Genomic DNA, 19911 nt, shown 5'->3' with positions numbered 1-19911 from the left:
GTTAACTTTAAGCGACCTAGGGGTTGCTTAGTGGAAGTGTGCCGCGTATATTCTTCTCTATCAAACAGAGAGAAAGCCACATGGAGGTGTGAGAAATGAACAAGATGCGTACATTGATGGACGGCATCGCTGATGCGTTCAAGGGCTCCACCACTGGAACCGGCCTGGACACCGTTTCAGAAGCTCCGGTTCGCGCTTTGGTGGCAGAAACCCTGCTTGACGCTGATAAGACCCCTGCTACTACTAAGGACGTAGCAGAGGCGCTAGAAACCGTCACCGGTCATGCTCCGGATGAACACGAGATGCTCGATGCGGAACTTTTCCTGCTCGACTTCGATTGGCTGCAGTAAGCAGCAACTGAATGAAATCCCCACGAGGCCCCTTGCCGTACAGTGTGCAGCAGGGGGCTTTGTGCTGCGTGGGGTACACGGGGGCGTCGGCAAGCGCGGCTAATCGCGCGGCGGCAGTATGGCCTCAGGGGTCTCGGGCAAGAGCTGGCCGCCATCTATGACGAGGGTTTGGCCGGTGATGTAGCCTGCCTCTTCCGAAGCTAGGAAGGCTGCCGCAGTGCCAATATCGCGTGGGGTGCCCAGGCGGTGCAGCGGTACCGAGCGCGTCATTTGATCGAGGTACTCCTGGCCTTGGGCCTCGAGGCCCTCGGTGAGGATATTGCCGGGAAGAACACCGTTGATGGTGATGCCATCACGAGCCACTTCCAGTGCAGCTGAGCGCATAAAGCCTTGCTGGGCGGCTTTGGAAGCGCCGTAGTGGGCCCAACCCGGAAAGCCCGTGTGTGAGCCGGTGATAGATGTGGTGATGACGATGCGCCCATAGCGGCGTTGCTTGAGGTAGGGGAGTGCCTCTTGGACCACCTTGAAGGTGCCGTGGGTGTTGATGGCAAACATCGCCTCCCACTTTTCATCGGTCATCTCTGCCAGCGGACAGTTGGGAAAGACCCCGGCATTGGAGCACACAATGTCGAAGCCGCCGTGCTCGGCAGTGACCTGGCGGTACATGTCCTTAACCGAAGTGCGGTCGGTGACGTCCACGCGAATGGCGCTGGCACCCAACTCCTTGGCAGTAGCGGTGGCGTGGTCTAGGTCGATATCGGCGATGATGACGGTGGCGCCGGCCTCCCGCAGCGAGGCGACGATGCCACGGCCAATGCCGGAGGCGCCGCCGGTGACAATGGCTACCCGGCCTGTGAGATCGAACATGATGCTCCTGTTCCTAAAAGGGGTGGGATGAGGGTGATTTCACCTTCTAGTTTAGGCCGCAAGAGCAGGAAAGGCCTGGGAAATTCGCCACGCGGGAGGGAATGAATGAAGGGCCTGTCGGGTTGATTTACTAAGGTAGAAACAGATGAAGATTAAGCCGCTCGGAAGGGTAGAATCATCCTTCCAACTGTGGATAGCGGTACGAAAAGCGAGTGTGAAAGAACTTAATGGCACGTATGCAAGAAAGCGCTGACCTGCTCAAGTGTTCCTTTTGTGGCAAGAGTCAGAAGCAGGTGAAAAAGCTCATCGCCGGCGGCGGTGTCTACATCTGTGATGAGTGCATCGAGCTATGCAATGAGATCATCGAAGAGGAACTGGGCCAAGAGCAGGCGCAAGAATCCTCCGATGCGGAGGTGCGCCTGCCTCGGCCCTCGCAGATTTCCGCCTTCCTCGATAAGTACGTGATCGGCCAGGACAAGGCCAAGCGTGTGCTGTCTGTGGCGGTCTATAACCATTACAAGCGCATCAAGGCCGAAGAATCGGCCGCGTTGGAGGCCCGCCGCAAGAAGGCCGAGGGCGATGAAGTAGAAATCTCTAAGTCCAATATCTTGATGTTGGGCCCCACCGGTTCCGGTAAGACCTACCTGGCGCAGACCTTGGCCCGGCTTCTCGATGTCCCCTTTGCCATCGCCGATGCCACCAGCCTCACCGAGGCCGGCTATGTGGGCGAAGACGTGGAAAATATCCTGTTGAAGCTGCTGCAGGCCGCGGACTTTGACGTGGAGCGCGCACAGCGCGGCATCATCTACGTCGACGAGGTGGACAAGATTTCCCGCAAGTCCGAGAACCCATCCATTACCCGCGACGTGTCCGGCGAGGGCGTGCAGCAGGCCCTGCTGAAAATCCTGGAAGGCACCGTGGCGGCCATCCCGCCGCAAGGCGGGCGCAAGCACCCGAACCAGGAGTTTATCCAGCTGGATACCTCCAATATCTTGTTCATTGTGGCCGGCGCATTCGCGGGCCTGGATCAGGTCATTGCGGATCGCGTGGGCAAGAAGGGCGTGGGTTTCGGCGCCAACTTGGATACCAAGGACGAGCGCGAAAAGGTTGACCTCTTCTCCCAGGTGCGCCCCGAGGACCTAGTGAAGTTCGGTCTTATTCCAGAGTTCATCGGACGCCTGCCTGTCGTGGCCACGGTGGATAACCTGGACCGTGAATCTTTGGTCAAGGTGCTCACCGAGCCCAAGAACTCCCTGGTTAAGCAGTACAGCCGCCTCTTTGAGATGGATGACTGCGAATTGGACATCGAGCCAGCGGCATTGGATGCCATCGCGGAGCTCGCCTTGGAACGCAAGACGGGTGCGCGTGGCCTGCGCGCCATCATGGAAGAGCTTTTGGTCCCAGTCATGTACGACCTGCCAGACCGCGAGGATATTGCCACGGTACACATCACGCGGGAGTGCGTGACCGAGGGCGCGGAGCCGCAGTTTAGCTACAAGGACGAGGCCAAGGAATCTGCCTAGGCCTTAGCTGCCACAGCGCCTACTGGCGGGCTGTGGCAGGGTGGGGCGTGGGCCGGAAGGCCCGCGCTAGTACTCCTCGCTGTAGATATCCTGCGGGGAGGCCTCGTCGCCTTCTTCGGTATCGAACGAGGACGAGGTGAGGTAGGACTCGTGGCCCGAGTCCGGAATATTGGCGGTCAAAAACGCCAGCACAGCATCGACGGTGAGCCTATGCATGCCGTCGATATTTTCTTGGGTATTGAAGTTTACGCCCAGCATGTTTTCCACCATCACCTGGTTGGTCACGCGGTAGACCGTCAACGAGGAAATCAGGGTGAAGATGTCATTGGCGGAAATGCCGGGGCGGAAGGCGCCGGCGTCTTGGCCCAAAAGCAGCAAGCGGTCAAGGTGGAGGGCCACCCCGGCGACGTCGGCAATAGCCTGCTGTGCCGGGTCCACAATCTGCTGATTACTTTCCCATACCAGCATGCGGATGGCCTCCGGGTTGGCTACGCGCTCGCGGAAGAGCCAATCCACCAACTTGCGCACGCCTTCGACCGGAACTGCGGTATCGATTTCCAGGGCATCCTCAGGCGGATTGAGGCGCTGCGCGGCGGTGCTCAGCGCACGCAGGTACAAGCCCTTCTTATCGCCAAAGTGGTAGTGAATCATGCGCTTGGACATGCCGGATTCTTGGGCGATGGTCTCTAGCTTGGTTTCTGTAAAGCCAAAGCGAGAAAACTGCTTGATCGCAACGTCCACCACGGAGTCAATGCTGACGGATTCCGCGTGGGCAGCGTGAGGAGAATCCGCCTGGTCTGCAGCCTGCAGTGGGTCAGTATTCTCAGTGCTCATTGCGTAAGTCCTTAATCCTTGCGGCGCGGCGGTGGCGCGGTGAACTGATGTCTAGTAGTGCGGGAGTAGGCAATCCCTATGCATTCTGGGTGTGCAGCGCGGGGGAGTGTCCCGCATTTCCTTTTCCTATCATGCCCGATTAATCACCCCGTGCGGGAGTTTCTGGCCCATTGGGGGCGCTAATTTGGAGGTGAATGGGGGTAATTTAACGCAAGTGCCCTAGATTTTCCCTCCAAAAGAGGGGGCCAGATTCACAGCGCGGAGGCTGGGGGTGGGGCTAAGCTCGGTGATGGATTACATTCCGTGGCGGTGCGAGCACTCTGGCTTGCGTGTGCCGCCCATGTCGCAGCCATTATTGAGGAGGCTTTACACCATGACCCAGCCCGTCAAAATCACTGTCACTGGCGCCGCCGGCAACATCGCGTATTCGCTGCTGTGGCGCATCGCTGCTGGAGATGTGTACGGCAAGGACACCCCGGTAGACCTAGCATTGCTGGAAATTCCCGCTGCGGTGGAAAAGGCCCAAGGTGTTGCCATGGAGCTCAATGACTCCGCCCTGCCGTTGGTTAACTCCATTACGGTTACTGATGATCTCAAGGAAGCCTTTGAGAATACCTCCGCCGCCTTTCTTGTAGGTGCTCGCCCGCGCAGCAAGGGAATGGAGCGCGCCGACTTGCTGGAGGCTAATGGCGCCATCTTCACCAAGCAGGGCAAGGCCATCAATGACTACGCCGCGCGCGATGTCCGTGTGCTCGTGGTGGGAAACCCGGCTAATACCAATGCCCTTATCGCGGCGAATAATGCGCCGGATTTGGATAACTCCCAGTTCAACGCTTTGATGCGCTTGGACCACAACCGCACCCTGAGCCAGCTTGCGCTGAAGACCGGCAAGTCCACCACCGATTTCACCAAGGTGGCGGTTTGGGGCAACCACTCCGCTAGCCAGTTCCCGGATATCACCTACTCCAACGCCGAGGTGGACCAGGACTGGTACCGCGAGGAGATGATCCCCAAGGTGGCCAAGCGCGGTGCAGAGATTATTGAGGTTCGCGGCAGCTCCTCGGCCGCATCGGCGGCGTCGGCAGCCGTGGACCACATGCATGACTGGATCCATGGCACCGAGGACTGGCGCACCGCGGCGGTGCCATCGGACGGATCCTACGGCGTCGACGAGGGCCTTATCTGCGGATTCCCCACGGTCAGCCGCAACGGCCAGTGGGAGATCGTGCAGGGGCTCGAGCTCACTGATTTCCAAAAGGAGCGCATCGAGGCCTCTGTGGCCGAGCTGCGCGAGGAGCGCAAGGCCGTGGCGGACCTGCTCTAAAACCCGGTCGGTGCGCACCTCATACTCGGTGCGCACCCTGCCTGGCTGAGCCGGTTGACGTGCAAGGTAGAATCGGCCAGGTGACTGAGCAAAATAATGAGCAATTAGTTGGTACCAACCGCGCCGATGCGCTGCCCAAGTCGTGGGAGCCGCAGGCCGTAGAGAAGGACCTCTATGAGGGCTGGGTAGAAAAGGGCTACTTCACGCCGGATGCGAATTCGGAGGCTGAGCCTTATTCCATCGTGCTGCCGCCGCCGAATGTGACCGGCCAGCTGCACATGGGCCACGCCCTAGACCACACGCTGATTGATTCCATTATCCGCCGCAAGCGCATGCAGGGCTATGCCACCCTGTGGCTGCCCGGTGCCGACCACGCCGGCATTGCCACCCAGACCAAGGTCGAGGCCAAGCTCAAGGAGACCGAGGGCAAGAAGCGCTGGGACTATGAGCGCGAAGAATTCATTGGCAAGGTTTGGGAATGGAAAGAGCAGTACGGCGGCACCATCCAGAACCAGATGCGGGCCATCGGCGACTCCGTAGACTGGTCCCGCGAGCGTTTCACCTTGGATGATGGCCTCTCCCGCGCCGTCCAGACCATCTTTAAGAACCTCTACGATGAAGGCATGATCTACCAGGCCAACCGCCTGGTGAACTGGTCGCCGGTGCTAGAGACCGCCGTCTCCGATATCGAGGTGGTGTACAAGGACGTCGAGGGCGAGCTGGTCTCCATCCGCTATGGCTCGCTCAATGACGATGAACCGCACCTCATCGTGGCCACCACCCGTGTGGAAACCATGCTGGGCGACGTCGCTATCGCCGTACACCCCGACGACGAGCGCTACGCCGACTTGGTGGGCAAGGAGCTGCCGCACCCGTTCCGCGATGACCTGACGCTCAAGATCATCGCCGATGATTACGTGGACATGGAATTCGGTACCGGCGCGGTGAAGATCACCCCGGCCCACGACCCGAATGACTACGCAATGGGCACCCGCCACAACCTGGAGATGCCCACGGTCATCGATACCACCGGCCACATTGCCAATACCGGCACCCGCTTCGACGGCCTGACCCGCGAGGAAGCCCGCGTGGAGATCCGCGAGGCGCTGCGCGAGCAGGGCCGCATTGTCAAGGAAATCCGCCCGTACGTCCACTCCGTGGGCCACTCGGAGCGCTCCGGCGAGCCCATCGAGCCGCGCCTGTCCCTGCAGTGGTTCGTGGACGTGGCCAAGATGGCCAAGGCCTCTGGTGATGCCGTGCGCGAGGGCGATACCACCCTGCACCCGCAGTCGCTCGAGCCGCGCTACTTCGAGTGGGTCGATGACATGCACGATTGGTGCATCTCCCGCCAGCTGTGGTGGGGCCACCGCATTCCTATCTGGTACGGGCCCGAAGGCGAGGACGGCCAGCGAGACATCGTCTGTGTCGGCCCTGATGAGGAGCCGCCGGCAGGATACGAGCAGGATCCGGACGTGCTGGATACCTGGTTCTCCTCCGCGCTGTGGCCATTTTCCACCCTGGGCTGGCCAGAAAAGACCCCGGATCTGGAGAAGTTCTATCCCACCAACGTGCTGGTCACCGCCTATGACATCTTGTTCTTCTGGGTGGCCCGCATGATGATGTTTGGTACCTTTGCCGGCACCCACACCCCGGAGCTTTTGGGCGAGGGCACCGATGGCCGCCCGCAGGTTCCGTTCAAGGACCTGTACCTGCACGGCCTAGTCCGCGATGAGCAGGGCCGTAAGATGTCCAAGTCCTTGGGCAACGGCATTGACCCGATGGATTGGGTGCGCGATTACGGTGCGGATGCCCTGCGCTTTACCCTTGCCCGCGGCGCCAACCCTGGCGTGGACCTGCCGCTGGGCTCCGATGCCGCCGCGGCGGCCCGCAACTTTGCCACCAAGCTCTTTAACGCCACCAAGTTCGCGCTCATGAACGGCGCTGGAGTGGCCACGCTGCCGAACCGCGCGGAGCTTAGCGACGCCGACCGGTGGATCCTTGACCGCGCCGAAGAGGTCCGTGCCAAGGTGGATGACTACCTGGATGACTACCAGTTTGCTAAGGCCAACGAGCTGCTCTACCACTTCACCTGGGACGAGCTGTGTGACTGGTACTTGGAGATTGCCAAGACCCAGATCCCGCGCGATGGCGTAAGCGAGCAGGGCCGCAATACCCAGATCGTGTTGGGCCGCGTGCTCGACGTCGTCCTGCGCCTGCTGCACCCGACCATGCCGTTTGTCACCGAGGTGCTGTGGAAGGCGCTGACCGGCGGCGAGTCCATCGTCGTGGCACCATGGCCAACCGTTGCTGATACCAATGGGGGTGCCACCAAGGATGAGGTGGCTGCCCGCCGCATCGAGGACGCCGATAAGCTCATTACCGAGCTGCGCCGCTTCCGCTCCGACCAGGGCGTAAAGCCTTCTCAGAAGGTGCCGGGCCGCCTCGATTTCGCCGCAGCGGATCTCGCCGGCCAAGAGGAACTGGTGCGCAATCTGGCCAATACCACCGCCCCGGGCGAGGATTTCGATCCTTCCGCCTCCATCGAGGTGCGCCTTTCCCAGGCCACCGTGGAGGTCACCCTGGACACCCACGGCGCCGTGGACGTAGAAGCCGAGCGCAAGCGCCTGGAGAAGGACCTGGCCAAGGCCAATAAGGAACTGGAGCAGACCGGCAAGAAGCTGGGCAACGAGAACTTCTTGTCCAAGGCGCCGGAAGAAGTGGTCAATAAGATCAAGGAGCGTCAGCAGATCGCCCGCGAAGAGGTCGAGCGCATCACCAGCCGTTTGGAGGGCCTGAAGTAGTGGCGGACAAGGACAAGGAGACAGAGGACTTCGAAATCGTCGATGCCCTCAAAGAAGGCACCGACGGTGGCCCGGTGGAAATCACCGAGTCCGGCCTGACGCTCAACTTGGGCATGGGCAGCGAGGACGAGTACAACGAGGCCGCACCACAAGAGGTCTCGGCCGAAGAGCTGCGCGCCCTTGTGGAGGTAGAAGAAGAGCTCAATGAGCGCTGGCCCGAGACCAAGATTGAGCCTTCCCTCGACCGCATCGAGATGCTCATGGATCTGCTCGGCCACCCTGAGCGTTCCTTCGATGTCATCCACATTGCCGGCACCAACGGCAAGTCCTCCACCGCGCGCATGGTGGATTCGCTCCTGCGGGCCTTCCACCGCCGCGTCGGCCTGGTCACCAGCCCGCACCTGCAGCGCGTTACCGAGCGCATCGGCATCGATGGCCAGCCCATCCACCCGCGCGATTATGTGCGCATCTGGCACGAGATCAAGCCCTTTGTGGAGATGGTCGATGCCCAGTCGGACGTTCCCATGTCCAAGTTCGAGGTCCTCGTCGGCTTGTCCTATGCCGCGTTTGCCGACGCCCCCGTGGACGTCGCCGTCGTTGAAGTCGGCCTTGGCGGCCGATGGGATGCCACCAACGTGGTCAATGCGGACGTTTCCGTCATTACTCCGGTGGGCTTGGACCACACGGATTACCTGGGCGATACCCTCGCAGAGATTGCCGGTGAAAAGGCGGGCATTATCAAACCGCGTGAGGATGCCGATGACCCGCTGACCCCGAATGAAAATATCGTGGTCATCGCCGAACAGGACCCGGAAGCAATGCGGGTTATCCTGCAACAGGCCGTGGATGTGGAGGCGGGCGTGGCCCGCTCCGGTTCCGAGTTTGCCGCCCTCGAGTCCCGCATCGCTGTTGGCGGCCAGCAGGTCAATATCCAGGGCCTTGGCGGCCTGTACGAGGATATTTTCCTACCCCTGCACGGCGAGCACCAGGCCAAAAATGCCGCCGTGGCCCTTGCTGCGGTGGAGGCATTTTTCGGCGCCTCGGCCGGCCACCCGCTGGATGTTGCGACCGTGCGCAATGGTTTTGCCCAAGCGATTTCGCCCGGCCGCCTGGAGCGCGTGCGCACCTCGGCGACGACGTTTATTGATGCCGCCCATAACCCACATGGCGCCAAGGCCCTCGGTGCTGCACTGGACCGCGATTTCGACTTCGCCCGCCTCATCGGTGTGCTGTCCATCTTCGCGGACAAGGACGTTACCGGCATCCTTACCGCGCTAGAGCCTTACCTCACTGAGGTAGTCGTCACACAAAACTCCTCGCCGCGCGCCCTCGATGCCTACGACTTGGCAGAGACCGCCCGCGATATCTTTGGCGAGGAGCGCGTGCACGTAGCCGATAACCTGCCGGGCGCCTATGCCCAGGCCGTGGAGCTTGCGGAGGATGCCGAGGTCCAGTCCGGCTCCGGCATCATCATCACCGGCTCGGTCGTCACCGCTGGTGATGCCCGCGCGATGTTTGGAAAGGAACCTGCATGAGCCGCGACAATCACCACCCAGGCGGAGAGCGCCAACCTCGCCCGCCCCGACGCACCTGCGCCCGTGGCCGCGAGGAACAGGTCCCCGAAAGCGAGATCGGACCCCTCGGCATGGGCCAAGCCCCAGTCAAGGACCCGCTCAAAAGCTTCAACGGGATGGTCATTGCCAGCTCCCTGACCATGGAGGCGCTCGCCCTATCCTTCGCACTGCCGATGCTGTACAAGCTTTATGACGGCACCTTGTGGACCCCCTTTAACTACGGCTTTGTCATCGCCGCAGTGGTATTCCACCTCGTGATGATCGCGTTCATGAATAAGAAGTGGGCGCTGTCCGTCATTGTGTGGGCACAGCTGTTGTGCGTCATTGTGGGCTTTATGGTCCACTGGGCCGTGGCCGCCATCTTCATCATCTTTGGCATGGAGTGGCTGCTGGCCGTCTACCTGCGCAGCAACCTTATCGCCCGCATGAAGCGCGGATACCTCACCACGCAGCACCTCAACGAGAAATAGGCTCGATACCTCCGGCGGGTGGGGCAGACGCGATAGACTAGCGCCCATGCGCAATCTCTATCTCGTCCTTGCCGCACTCGCCTGCATCGCCGCGGTGGTAGCCCGCGCCGCTACGGGAACGCCATGGCTACCGCTAGTCGCCCTCATCATTGGTGGCGTTTTTCTGGTTTTGGCGCTGCGGAGCAACTTTGAGCCGGCCAAAGAAGCCACCTTTGAGGATTTGGATAAGGAGCAGCGCGCGGAGCTGCAACGACTGTTGGGCAATGGGCAGTTTGGCGCCGCAGTAGGCCAGGTACGCCTGTGGTTCAGGGGGACTTCGCAGGGGCGCGCTGAAGAGATAGTCAAGCAGCTCGCAGAGCATTAGACGCCAGATTTTTACCCCAACGGGATACCCCAGCGCGCGACGCATGCGTGCGGTTTCGGTACAGTGTGGGGCATGACTGAACGTACACTGATTCTCATCAAGCCGGACGGCGTAAAGAACGGCCACGTAGGCGAAATCATCTCCCGCATCGAGCGCAAGGGCCTGAAGCTGGCTGAGCTCGACCTGCGCGTTGCTGACCGCGAGACCGCGGAGAAGCACTACGAGGAGCACAAGGACAAGCCATTCTTCGGTGACCTCGTCGAGTTCATCACCTCCGCACCGCTTATCGCTGGTGTTGTTGAGGGCGAGCGCGCCATCGAGGCATGGCGTCAGCTGGCTGGCGGCACCGACCCAGTCTCCAAGGCCACCCCGGGCACCATCCGCGGCGACTTCGCTCTGACCGTTGGCGAGAACATCGTCCACGGCTCTGACTCCCCAGAGTCCGCAGAGCGCGAAATCGCTATCTGGTTCCCGAACCTCTAAACTTTTGCGCACTTAGCGCATCATTCAGCCCGAGCCTGTAGGCTCGGGCTTTATTTATTGCTTGATCCATAAGCCCAGGCGGAGAGCCGCATACCGAGTATCCGGACCTACCTTGAATAAGTATTGAAACGGCAAAGCCGCAAATACGTAGAGAAGCAGAACTGGAGCAGGGGTTTTGTTTCGGGGCTGAAGGTGCTTAACGCGGCAGATCATTGCTGAGGATAATGCACGCGAGGTCATTCACATCTTAGACTAGGACTGGAGTTCTCCTAATCGAAGGAGAGTAACTGGCGCAGTGTGCGGAAGGCTTCCTTTTGTACTCGATGGGTAACGGTACGGCCCGATTGTTGCTTGATTAAAAGACCGGATTCCCTCAACTTGCCGAGGTGATGAGATACCGTCGGTTGGCTCAGACCGGAAAGCGCGGTCAACTCCGTAACACTCATCGGGCCGCAGCCCTCGTCGCACAATATGGATAGCAGGCGCAGGCGGGCTGGGTCAGCAAGTACTTTAAATTGCTGGGAAAAGCGGAGGGAGTCGCCCTGGCTGAGCGGGCCACTGCTCAAGGAACAGCACTGTGCATCCGGGGTGTTATCGGCATTGCTAGGGGAGGAGTCCATGCACACAGTATAAGGAGTCTGCCTCCTACTCCGTTATATTGACGAGTATCAATATGAACGATTAAAGTACTGACCGAAAGTTGAATTCCTCGTCGCACAAGGAGAGCCATGGCCGTTACGCAACGCCCAAAGTTGTCATTTCTCGATAGATTCCTTCCCATTTGGATCATCATGGCCATGGCTGTGGGGCTATTGATAGGCCACTTCCTGCCAGGCATTGGAGAAGCACTGTCTGCTCTAGAGGTTGGCGGTATTTCTCTTCCAATCGCGCTGGGCCTGCTAGTTATGATGTATCCGCCCCTGGCTAAAGTCCGCTATGAAAAGACTCGAGACATTGCTGCCGATGGCCGCCTGATGGTGATATCTATCGTGCTGAACTGGGTGGTGGGGCCCGCGTTGATGTTTACCTTGGCGTGGATATTTTTGGCAGACCAGCCGGAGTTGCGAACCGGCTTAATCATCGTCGGATTGGCGCGCTGCATCGCCATGGTCTTGGTATGGTCCGACCTTTCCTGCGCGGATCGAGAGGCCACAGCGGTACTTGTGGCTATCAATTCGATTTTCCAAGTAGCCATGTTTGGCGTCATGGGTTGGTTCTACTTGCAAGTTCTACCTGGATGGTTAGGCCTAGACACCACCTCTGTTGAATTTTCTTTCTGGTCCATCGTCACAGCGGTGCTTGTGTTCCTAGGAATCCCCCTGCTGCTTGGCGTGCTCTCACGGGTGTGGGGAGAAAAGGTCAAAGGACGCGAATGGTTCGAAGACCGTTTTCTCCCGGCAGTCTCGCCTTTGGCGATGATTGGTTTGCTCTACACCATCGTGCTGCTGTTTTCACTGCAAGGCGAGCAGCTGGTAGCCCAGCCGACAGCCGTGGTGAGAGTGGCGATTCCACTGGTTATTTACTTCGTTGGAATGTTTTTCCTTGCCTTGGGCGTAGCAAAAGCCGGGGGAATGAACTACGCACAGTCTGCTTCCGTGGCTTTTACAGCAGCCGGAAATAACTTCGAGCTAGCCATTGCAGTTTCCATCGGCACCTTTGGCGCCGCGTCAGCACAGGCCCTCGCCGGCACCATCGGGCCACTGATTGAAATCCCAGTGCTCGTGGGCCTCGTTTATATAATGCTCTGGATAGGCCCGAAGCTCTTCCCAGGAGACAAAAGCTTGCCAAGTTAGCGCCGGCCCACTTGATACAGACAGCGAACCCCAGTCGGCGTGATGGTGATGGTCCACTTTGCGGGCGCGGTGCGCAGTCCCATGCGGCTCAGCTTCACCAGGTCCGCCTTTGCTAAAGCATCGAGCTGTTCGGATAGAGGGTCGAGGTCTACCTTCATGAACTTCGAGAGGGCAGTGGAATTAATCGTGTTTCCCTGCACCGCGCCGGCGGCGACGAGGGCGGTGAGGATGTCCGAGTGGGCGTCGGCAAGCTCCAAGCGAGCCTCCGTAACCCCGTCGAGCGGGTCTTTTTCCAGGATCTTGTTAATGCGGCGCCGGCCGATCCGGAAGGACTGGGAAAACATGCTCCAGATGCCCAACGGCAAGCCAAAGGCCCACCACGCGCCGGACAGCATCCCGGCAACGGGCGGGGCCAGCTCTACCTCTGGGAGCAGGCCGGCTGCGCTCAGTGGCGCCATGACCAATGGCGCAGCGATCGGGATAAACGGTGCGATATAGGCAATCGTGGGATAGTCACCATCACGGAATTCCTCTTGCGCAGCGTTGATGCCGCGCGGGTAATTGCGGATGAGGTGCACCAACCCCAGCACCGCAAAGACGGCAAAAACACCGGCTCCCATCAACATATAGTCCACGCCTGTGTTGGCGAAGCCAATGGCAAAGCCGGCCGGTACGCCAAAGTAAAGTGCGGAGCGCACCGGGACTTCATTGCGCTGTCGGTACTGCGCGAGTTCGCGCGCGGGGATTCGTGCTAGTTCTGCCACCCCGCCAACATAACACCGCCTGCCAGCTTGCCCGCGGTTCTGTGACACAATGGGGGATAGCGCGTACGAGACGCGGCATAACTTCATATCCCACAAACTTTTATAGCGCGCACTATGCCTCGTGCGGCGGCGGTACGGTCTTCGTCCGTGCCTGCGCCCGAGGCGGCGCCAAATACAGACGATGTACAGGAGTAAGCCCGAACATGGTGGCACAGAACTCTCAAGAAACAACTGAAAGCCTCAAGGCGGCGGCGTCTTTGGCCCAGAACCTGGACCGCAGCCAGCTCAAGGACAAGACCCGCGTGTATTCCCTAGCCAAGCAGCTGGGGCTTTCCTCGCGCGAGCTGGTGGCACAGCTCAAAGACATGGGCCTGAAAAAGAGCGCGCAGAGCTCCCTTTCCCGCGAGGAAGCAGGCCAGGTGCTGGACGCTGTAGCGAACGCTGCCGCGGTTGCCGACGCCCCCTCGGGCGACGCCCCAGAAACCTCCTCCGAAGCTTCCACCCAAGCACCGGCTGAAGAGGCGAAGGGCGAGGCCGCCGCACAATCGGAAGAGAACGCGGACGAGGATAAGGAAAAGAAGCCGGCTAAGAAGCGTGCCAAGCGCGCCCGCAAGGCCACCCGTAAGTCCGCCGCCGTGGCACCCGAAGAGCCGGCAGATGCCGTCGAATCAGGGGAAGGCGAGCAGTCCGCGGAAGACGAAGAACACCTGCGCCACCGCGTGCGCAAGAACGTGGACAATGAGATTTCCCAGATCGAAGACAAGGTAGAGGCATCGCTCGCCCAGGCCGCAGCCGAAACTGGCGCAGCCGCCGAGGATACCGAGCGCGCTGAAGCGGCAGACCCCGAAGCGGCAGAAGCCACAGGTGAGGCGGACGAAGCACCGGCTAGCGCGCTCGATACCGGAACGGTTGATGCGGCGAAGCTGCACGAGGTGCTTGCCGAGGCCGGCGAGGACTTCGAGGATGACTACTACGCCCCGCACATCGTCCCGCGCGCCGAATCCGAGGAAGACTCCGGCCACTATGACTTTGCGCCTATCTTCATGGCCCCGCAGCAGGACGAAGCAGTGGCATTCGCACCGGCAGTAGAAGCAGCGGAGGAGGACTTCTCCGCCGACGACTCCGCAAGCGATGACAATGAGGGCGCTGCGGGCACCGCCGAAGGTAGCCGCAAGCACGCCGGCTCCGTCTCCGACCGCGGTTCCGGAAAGTCTGAGGGCCGCCGCCGTGGGCGCCGCGGCGCATCCCGCGGACGCGGCGCCGGTGCAAAGCGCGAAGAGCAAGCAGGCGAGCCCGAGCACATTGAAGAGCCGAAGGCCATCCGTGGCTCCACGCGCATCGAAGCGCAGAAGCGCCGCCGCGCTGAGCTGCGCGAAAAGGGCCGCACCCGCCAGCACATTGTCTCCCAAGCGGAGTTCCTTGCCCGCCGCGAAGCCGTGGAGCGCACCATGGTGGTGCGCGATAAGGAGCGCGAGGACGGCGCCGGCATCATCACCCAGGTGGGCGTGCTGGAAGACGACCTGCTGGTCGAGCACTTCGTGACCACCGAGTCCCAGGCCTCGCTCATTGGCAATATCTACTTGGGCCGCGTCCAGAACGTGCTGCCGTCCATGGAGGCGGCCTTCGTGGACATCGGACAGGGCCGAAACGGCGTGCTCTACGCCGGTGAAATCGACTGGCGCAAGACCAAGCTGCACGGGCGCGCCCGCAAGGTAGAAAACGCCCTGAAGTCTGGTGACCAGGTGCTGGTGCAGGTGGCTAAGGATCCCATCGGTCACAAGGGTGCGCGGCTTACCACCCAGATTTCCCTCGCTGGCCGCTACCTGGTCTACGTACCAGGCGGGCGCAGTGCCGGTATTTCCCGCAAGCTGCCCGCTCCAGAGCGCAAGCGCTTGAAGGATATCCTCGGCCGCGTGGTTCCAGGCGATGGCGGCGCGATCATTCGCACCGCCGCCGAAAACGTCCCAGAAGAGGCAATCGCTACCGACGTCAACCGCCTGCACAGCCGGTGGGAGGACATCGTGGCACACGCTAAGAAGGAAAAATCCTCCAAGGGCGCCAAGCCGGTGACGATGTATGAAGAGCCAAATATGCTCATCAAGGTGGTGCGCGATCTCTTCAATGAGGACTTCACCGAGCTCATCGTCGATGGCAAGCGTTCCTTCAACACCGTCCGTGCTTATGTGGATTCCATGGCGCCAGACCTTGCGGACCGCGTGGTGCGCTACCGTGCCAAGGATCACGGCGGGCAGGATGCCTTCGAGGCTTACCGCATTGATGAGCAGCTGCATAAGGCGCTCTCGCGCAAGGTATGGCTGCCCTCCGGCGGCACGTTGGTCGTCGACCGCACCGAGGCCATGACCGTCATCGACGTCAATACCGGCAAATTCACTGGTTCCGGCGGCAACCTAGAGGAAACAGTTACCCGCAATAACCTCGAGGCGGCCGAAGAAATCGTGCGCCAGATGCGCCTGCGCGATCTCGGCGGCATGATCGTCGTGGACTTTATCGATATGGTCCTGCCGGAAAACCAGGATCTGGTGCTGCGCCGCCTGAAGGAAGCCTTGGGCCGCGACCGCACCCGCCACCAAGTCTCCGAGGTCACCTCGCTCGGTTTGGTGCAGATGACCCGTAAGCGCTTGGGCACCGGCCTAGTAGAGACCTTCTCCACCGAGTGCGAGTGCTGCAACGGTCGCGGCATTATCATTCACCAGTATCCGGTGGACGAGGCCGAGGACGATCAGCGTTCCAAGCATTCTGGCCGCAAGTCCAAGGCGCACAAGAAGCAGCACCACGATCCGCAGCAGCACCCGGCTGCGGTGGCGATGCATAAGCACGAGCTTGACGACGCCCCCGAAAGCTCCTCCAAGCCCAAGCGCTTCAAGAAGACCCAGGCGCCGGTCTACGGCACCGAGAGCGAGGACGCCGCACGGGAATCTGCAAAGACGTCGCTGGAAGATCTCGTAGCTAACGTCGTTGTAGACGAGCGCGGTCCGGCTGAGTCGCAGGCCGAATCGGAAGAGCACAGCGGAGACCACGACCGCAGCAAGGAGCGCGGACGTGGACGCGGTCGCCGCCGCGCGCGCAAGCGCACTCAGACTGAGGTATCCGATATCGAGGCCATCGCGTATGCCGCGGCGGATAATGCGGCAGAGAGCGACGAGGTGCAGGAATTTAATTCCTACGTCCCCGATGCGGATACGGACGCGGACTCGGGTGCCGTTGCTAAGGCACACCCTGGTGCAGGGGCCGGCTCCAAGCGTGGCAAGAAGCCGCGCCGGGCGACGCGCCGGTCGAAGGCAACCCGCGAGGCTGTAGGCGGCGAGCAGAAGGCACCGGAAAAGGAAACTGCTCCGGATAAGGCAACTGATAAGACCTATGACGAGGCAGTAGCTGAGTTTGAGGCTTCCCCGCGCCGCAAGCGCCGCACGCGCGGCAATTCGCGCTCCGATAGGCGCCCACAGCCGCAGGATTTCGCGGTCGCCGGTGAGCAGGACGCTGCCGACGGCGACGGTAACGCTAGCGGGGCTGAAGCCCAGCACGGACAGAAGGCCTCGCGCGAAGAGCGCAAGGCTCGCGGGCGTGGCCGCCGTCGCTCAGTGCGCACCCAGCCGGCCAAGCGCCGGAGCACCTCGCGCGTCCCGCATGAGGTCAAGGAAAAGGCGCAGGAGCACGAGCACAAGCAGGCGGGCGGGTCCGCCGAGCAGCGCCATGAAAAGGCCGCTGGCGCCGCACGCGCGGGGCGCGCCGGTGGCAAGGGCCGTGGGCGTCGCCGTGCCGTGCGCCAGGCCGCTCCTAAAAAGGCGGTAGCAGAGAATCCGAAGGTAGCGAAGACCGCCCCGGGCCGTTCGACGCAGCAGGATGGCTCGTCGGATCGTTCCGGTGCTGGCCAGCGTGCGGCCACGGGCGATACCAAGGTGCTGCGCCGCGGAAAGAAGAGGGCGGTGCGCAAGAAGGGGACGTCGGCAAGCGCCAAGGCCCCAAAGGTGCAGGATAACGCCGCTCAGAACCAGGCTGCAGGAAGCGGTGCACCCCAGGAAAATGCGCGCGCTAAGTCTGGGCGTGGCCGACGCCGCGTAGCACGGCGAAGCAAGTCTTAGGGCTACGCCACGCGGGCACAAAAAGCGTGGTTTGTATTTTGTGCCCGCTACGGGGTAGTCTTTGACAGTCGCTGTTTAGTACTCACGGCGCTGGATCAGTCCGACACTCACTTTGTGAGCTGTGCGGGCATGTTCGCGCGGGAACTAAACGCAATGTGTAAGTGTCCATTCGGAACGCGGCCTCCCCGGTTGCTTCCGAGCGAGTTTAGATAAGGGGTAACCCTCTATGTACGCGATCGTCAAGACCGGCGGCAAGCAGTACAAGGTTGCTGAAGGTGACCTCGTCAAGGTCGAGAAGATCGAGGGTGAGCCAGGCTCTGCCGTAGCTCTCACCCCGGTTCTGCTCGTCGATGGCGCCGATGTTAAGTCCAAGGCTTCCGACTTGGAGAAGGTTTCTGTCTCCGCAGAAATCGTTGAGCAGGGTAAGGGCCCGAAGGTCGATATCCTGAAGTACAAGAACAAGACTGGTTACAAGAAGCGTCAGGGCCACCGTCAGCCTGTGACCACCTTGAAGATCACCGGTATCAAGTAAGCCTTAACCGGCTGTAATTATCCCTAAAGGAGGGAAAACCACATGGCACACAAGAAGGGTGCTTCCAGCTCCAGCAACGGTCGCGATTCCGAGTCCAAGCGTCTCGGTGTCAAGCGCTTCGGTGGTCAGCAGGTTAATGCCGGCGAGATCATCGTGCGTCAGCGCGGTACCAAGTTCCACCCAGGTGAGAACGTAGGTCGCGGCGGCGACGATACCCTGTTCGCGCTTGCAGCTGGCTCCGTTGAGTTCGGTATCAAGCGTGGCCGCCGTATGGTCAACATCGTTCCGGCTGAAGAGGTTGCTGCAGAGGCAACTGCCTAACTAAGGCCGCTGAGGTTAATCCTCGAGTCTGCCCCAGTGAGGGTGGCTCGAGGATTTTCTGGTTTTGTGGATACCGAAACGAGGCTCCACTCGGGTAATAGATACACCACGCTGGCGGACACAACCGATGGGATGGCCCACGAGGTAGGCCGTCTCTGTCAGCTGCGGTTGGAGTCCAGCCCAAGACACGCATTACACTGGCGGGGACAAAGATTTAACTAACGGAGGGTTTGACCATGGCACGTTTTATTGACCGCGTTGTCCTGCACCTGCAAGCAGGCGACGGTGGACACGGCTGTGTGTCTGTCCACCGCGAGAAGTTTAAGCCTTTGGGCGGCCCAGATGGCGGCAATGGTGGCCACGGTGGCGACATCATCCTCGAGGTTTCTGAACAAATCCATACGCTTATGGATTTCCACTACCGCCCGCATATTAAGGCGCAACGCGGCGGCAATGGCGCCGGCGATATGCGCAATGGTGGTCGCGGTGAAGACCTGATTTTGGAGGTCCCGGCTGGAACGGTGGTTCGCACCGAAAAGGGCGAAACCTTGGCGGACCTTACTGTTCCGGGAACGCGGTTTGTGGCTGCAGAAGGCGGGTTTGGCGGTCTGGGCAATGCCGCCTTGGCCTCAAAGAACCGCAAGGCACCGGGTTTCGCTCTACAGGGTGAGCCGGGTCAAGCACATGATCTGATCCTTGAGCTGAAATCTATGGCGGATGTAGGGCTGGTGGGCTTTCCATCGGCAGGTAAGTCATCCTTGATTTCGGTGCTGTCGGCCGCGAAACCCAAGATCGGTGATTATCCCTTTACTACGCTGCAGCCGAACCTTGGCGTGGTGGATATGGGAGATAGCTCCTTTACTATCGCAGACGTGCCGGGGCTTATCCCAGGCGCGGCCGATGGCAAGGGGCTCGGTCTAGACTTTTTGCGCCATATTGAACGCACAGCGGTGCTTGCCCATGTGGTGGATACCGCCACCATTGAGCCCGGCCGTGATCCGGTCTCTGATATTGAGGCGATGGAAAATGAGTTGGCAAAGTACCAGGAGGCTTTGCAGGAAGATACTGGTTTGGGGGATCTGCGTGAGCGCCCCCGCGTCATCATTTTGAATAAGGCAGATGTGCCTGAGGCCGAAGAGCTGGCGGAATTTGTCAAGGATGATCTGGAAGAGAAGTTTGGCTGGCCTGTCTTTATTATTTCGGCAGTCGCTCGCAAGGGTCTGGACCCGCTGAAGTTCCGGCTCATGGATATGGTGACCGAGCACCGCAAGGCCCAGCCGTTGCCAAAGAAGGATAAGAACCACACCGTTATCCATCCCAAGGCGCAGGGCCATAAGAAACATACCGGCGCGTTTGCTGATTTCACCGTGAAGCCTGATCCTGAGGTCGAGGGTGGCTTCATTGTTGAGGGCAAGAAGATTGATCGCTGGATTACCCAGACTGACTTTGAAAATGATGAGGCAGTGGGCTTCTTGGCAGACCGCCTGGCCAAGGCGGGCGTGGAAGACGAACTGCGCGAGCAGGGTGCAGTAGAGGGCTGCCCGGTAACCATCGGTGGCATCACCTTCGAGTGGGAGCCGATGACCGGCGGCGATCCAACGATGGCAAGCCGTGGCGAGGACGCCCGCCTGAAGGGCACGGGCCGTGTCTCCGCCGCGGAGCGTAAGCGCGCTTCCCAGGCGCGTCGTGGTCTTATCGATGAGTATGATTACGGCACCGATGAAGAGGTCACCCGCGAGGGCGCTAACCGCGATAGGTGGCAGGGCTAGTCCCCGGACCCCCTATTCTTGGGGTGTGCTGGAGGGTGGGCT

Annotated in this window: 17 protein-coding genes; 13 read left to right on the top strand and 4 right to left on the bottom strand. The window is 60.7% G+C overall.

The window, feature by feature from the left end:
* Positions 1–95: 95 nt before the first annotated feature.
* Positions 96–350, top strand: coding sequence for a hypothetical protein (locus ACKFRX_RS09925; protein ID WP_005324057.1), 255 nt, complete (start codon positions 96–98; stop codon positions 348–350).
* Between the two features lie 99 nt (positions 351–449).
* Here ACKFRX_RS09925 and fabG read toward each other — a convergent pair whose 3' ends face one another.
* Positions 450–1217: a 3-oxoacyl-ACP reductase FabG gene (fabG, locus tag ACKFRX_RS09920; RefSeq protein ID WP_408927769.1), complete on the bottom strand. Its 768-nt coding sequence runs from the start codon at positions 1215–1217 to the stop codon at positions 450–452.
* Between the two features lie 227 nt (positions 1218–1444).
* Between fabG and clpX the strand changes: the two genes are divergently transcribed.
* Positions 1445–2740, top strand: a complete 1296-nt coding sequence (gene clpX, locus ACKFRX_RS09915; protein WP_005324061.1) for an ATP-dependent Clp protease ATP-binding subunit ClpX — start codon at positions 1445–1447, stop codon at positions 2738–2740.
* A gap of 66 nt (positions 2741–2806) precedes the next feature.
* Here clpX and ACKFRX_RS09910 read toward each other — a convergent pair whose 3' ends face one another.
* The gene (locus ACKFRX_RS09910; protein ID WP_179386883.1) at positions 2807–3574 is read right to left on the bottom strand and encodes a TetR/AcrR family transcriptional regulator; all 768 of its coding nucleotides are present in this window, start codon (positions 3572–3574) and stop codon (positions 2807–2809) included.
* Positions 3575–3947: 373 nt separating this feature from the next.
* On the opposite strand from ACKFRX_RS09910, the gene ACKFRX_RS09905 reads away from it, so the two are divergent.
* From ACKFRX_RS09905 to ndk, 6 genes are all read left to right on the top strand, one after another.
* A complete protein-coding gene (locus ACKFRX_RS09905; protein WP_005324063.1) occupies positions 3948–4898 on the top strand; it encodes a malate dehydrogenase in 951 nt (316 codons plus the stop codon).
* Between the two features lie 80 nt (positions 4899–4978).
* On the top strand, positions 4979–7699 hold the full coding sequence (locus tag ACKFRX_RS09900) for a valine--tRNA ligase (RefSeq protein WP_408927768.1): 2721 nt from the start codon (positions 4979–4981) through the stop codon (positions 7697–7699).
* The gene (gene folC / locus ACKFRX_RS09895; protein WP_408927767.1) at positions 7699–9234 is read left to right on the top strand and encodes a bifunctional tetrahydrofolate synthase/dihydrofolate synthase; all 1536 of its coding nucleotides are present in this window, start codon (positions 7699–7701) and stop codon (positions 9232–9234) included. The genes ACKFRX_RS09900 and folC overlap by 1 nt, the downstream gene beginning before the upstream one ends.
* A complete protein-coding gene (locus ACKFRX_RS09890) occupies positions 9231–9743 on the top strand; it encodes a DUF4233 domain-containing protein (protein WP_408923343.1) in 513 nt (170 codons plus the stop codon). The genes folC and ACKFRX_RS09890 overlap by 4 nt, the downstream gene beginning before the upstream one ends.
* A 46-nt stretch (positions 9744–9789) precedes the next feature.
* Positions 9790–10107, top strand: coding sequence for a hypothetical protein (locus ACKFRX_RS09885; RefSeq protein ID WP_250412467.1), 318 nt, complete (start codon positions 9790–9792; stop codon positions 10105–10107).
* 72 nt (positions 10108–10179) lie between these two features.
* Entirely contained in the window at positions 10180–10590 is a 411-nt protein-coding gene (gene ndk, locus ACKFRX_RS09880; protein WP_005324068.1) for a nucleoside-diphosphate kinase, read from the top strand.
* 269 nt (positions 10591–10859) lie between these two features.
* On the opposite strand, the gene ACKFRX_RS09875 is transcribed toward ndk, so the two are convergent.
* On the bottom strand, positions 10860–11210 hold the full coding sequence (locus tag ACKFRX_RS09875) for a metalloregulator ArsR/SmtB family transcription factor (protein ID WP_200435307.1): 351 nt from the start codon (positions 11208–11210) through the stop codon (positions 10860–10862).
* Between the two features lie 108 nt (positions 11211–11318).
* On the opposite strand from ACKFRX_RS09875, the gene arsB reads away from it, so the two are divergent.
* A complete protein-coding gene (arsB, locus tag ACKFRX_RS09870; protein WP_250409308.1) occupies positions 11319–12383 on the top strand; it encodes an ACR3 family arsenite efflux transporter in 1065 nt (354 codons plus the stop codon).
* On the opposite strand, the gene ACKFRX_RS09865 is transcribed toward arsB, so the two are convergent.
* Positions 12380–13147 carry a hypothetical protein gene (locus ACKFRX_RS09865; RefSeq protein ID WP_179386876.1) on the bottom strand — a complete coding sequence of 256 codons (768 nt, stop codon included), beginning with the start codon at positions 13145–13147 and terminating at the stop codon, positions 12380–12382. The two genes, arsB and ACKFRX_RS09865, sit on opposite strands and share 4 nt — an antisense overlap.
* Positions 13148–13350: 203 nt before the next feature.
* Here ACKFRX_RS09865 and ACKFRX_RS09860 point away from each other — a divergent pair, with 203 nt between their 5' ends.
* The 4 genes from ACKFRX_RS09860 to obgE all read left to right on the top strand — a co-directional run bounded on the left by ACKFRX_RS09860 (position 13351) and on the right by obgE (position 19869).
* Positions 13351–17247: a translation initiation factor IF-2 N-terminal domain-containing protein gene (locus ACKFRX_RS09860; protein ID WP_408927766.1), complete on the top strand. Its 3897-nt coding sequence runs from the start codon at positions 13351–13353 to the stop codon at positions 17245–17247.
* A gap of 226 nt (positions 17248–17473) precedes the next feature.
* Positions 17474–17779 carry a 50S ribosomal protein L21 gene (gene rplU / locus ACKFRX_RS09855; RefSeq protein WP_005324077.1) on the top strand — a complete coding sequence of 102 codons (306 nt, stop codon included), beginning with the start codon at positions 17474–17476 and terminating at the stop codon, positions 17777–17779.
* 42 nt (positions 17780–17821) lie between these two features.
* Positions 17822–18100 (top strand): 50S ribosomal protein L27, encoded by a 279-nt coding sequence (rpmA, locus tag ACKFRX_RS09850; protein WP_005324079.1) that lies wholly within the window; start codon positions 17822–17824, stop codon positions 18098–18100.
* A gap of 236 nt (positions 18101–18336) precedes the next feature.
* Positions 18337–19869 carry a GTPase ObgE gene (gene obgE / locus ACKFRX_RS09845; RefSeq protein WP_408923347.1) on the top strand — a complete coding sequence of 511 codons (1533 nt, stop codon included), beginning with the start codon at positions 18337–18339 and terminating at the stop codon, positions 19867–19869.
* Positions 19870–19911 lie beyond the last annotated feature (42 nt).

This window comes from Corynebacterium tuberculostearicum (assembly GCF_046097465.1).
Taxonomy (GTDB): Bacteria; Actinomycetota; Actinomycetes; order Mycobacteriales; family Mycobacteriaceae; genus Corynebacterium; species Corynebacterium tuberculostearicum_I.
Note: the sequence above shows the minus strand (reverse complement) of the source record. Positions and strands in the feature narration are given on the sequence as shown.

Coding starts and splice junctions, on each gene's coding strand:
- ACKFRX_RS09925 (WP_005324057.1), top strand. CDS start 96: ATGAACAAGATGCGTACATTGATGGACGGCATCGCTGATGCGTTCAAG.
- fabG (WP_408927769.1), bottom strand. CDS start 1,217: ATGTTCGATCTCACAGGCCGGGTAGCCATTGTCACCGGCGGCGCCTCC.
- clpX (WP_005324061.1), top strand. CDS start 1,445: ATGGCACGTATGCAAGAAAGCGCTGACCTGCTCAAGTGTTCCTTTTGT.
- ACKFRX_RS09910 (WP_179386883.1), bottom strand. CDS start 3,574: ATGAGCACTGAGAATACTGACCCACTGCAGGCTGCAGACCAGGCGGAT.
- ACKFRX_RS09905 (WP_005324063.1), top strand. CDS start 3,948: ATGACCCAGCCCGTCAAAATCACTGTCACTGGCGCCGCCGGCAACATC.
- ACKFRX_RS09890 (WP_408923343.1), top strand. CDS start 9,231: ATGAGCCGCGACAATCACCACCCAGGCGGAGAGCGCCAACCTCGCCCG.
- ACKFRX_RS09885 (WP_250412467.1), top strand. CDS start 9,790: ATGCGCAATCTCTATCTCGTCCTTGCCGCACTCGCCTGCATCGCCGCG.
- ndk (WP_005324068.1), top strand. CDS start 10,180: ATGACTGAACGTACACTGATTCTCATCAAGCCGGACGGCGTAAAGAAC.
- ACKFRX_RS09875 (WP_200435307.1), bottom strand. CDS start 11,210: ATGGACTCCTCCCCTAGCAATGCCGATAACACCCCGGATGCACAGTGC.
- arsB (WP_250409308.1), top strand. CDS start 11,319: ATGGCCGTTACGCAACGCCCAAAGTTGTCATTTCTCGATAGATTCCTT.
- ACKFRX_RS09860 (WP_408927766.1), top strand. CDS start 13,351: ATGGTGGCACAGAACTCTCAAGAAACAACTGAAAGCCTCAAGGCGGCG.
- rplU (WP_005324077.1), top strand. CDS start 17,474: ATGTACGCGATCGTCAAGACCGGCGGCAAGCAGTACAAGGTTGCTGAA.
- rpmA (WP_005324079.1), top strand. CDS start 17,822: ATGGCACACAAGAAGGGTGCTTCCAGCTCCAGCAACGGTCGCGATTCC.
- obgE (WP_408923347.1), top strand. CDS start 18,337: ATGGCACGTTTTATTGACCGCGTTGTCCTGCACCTGCAAGCAGGCGAC.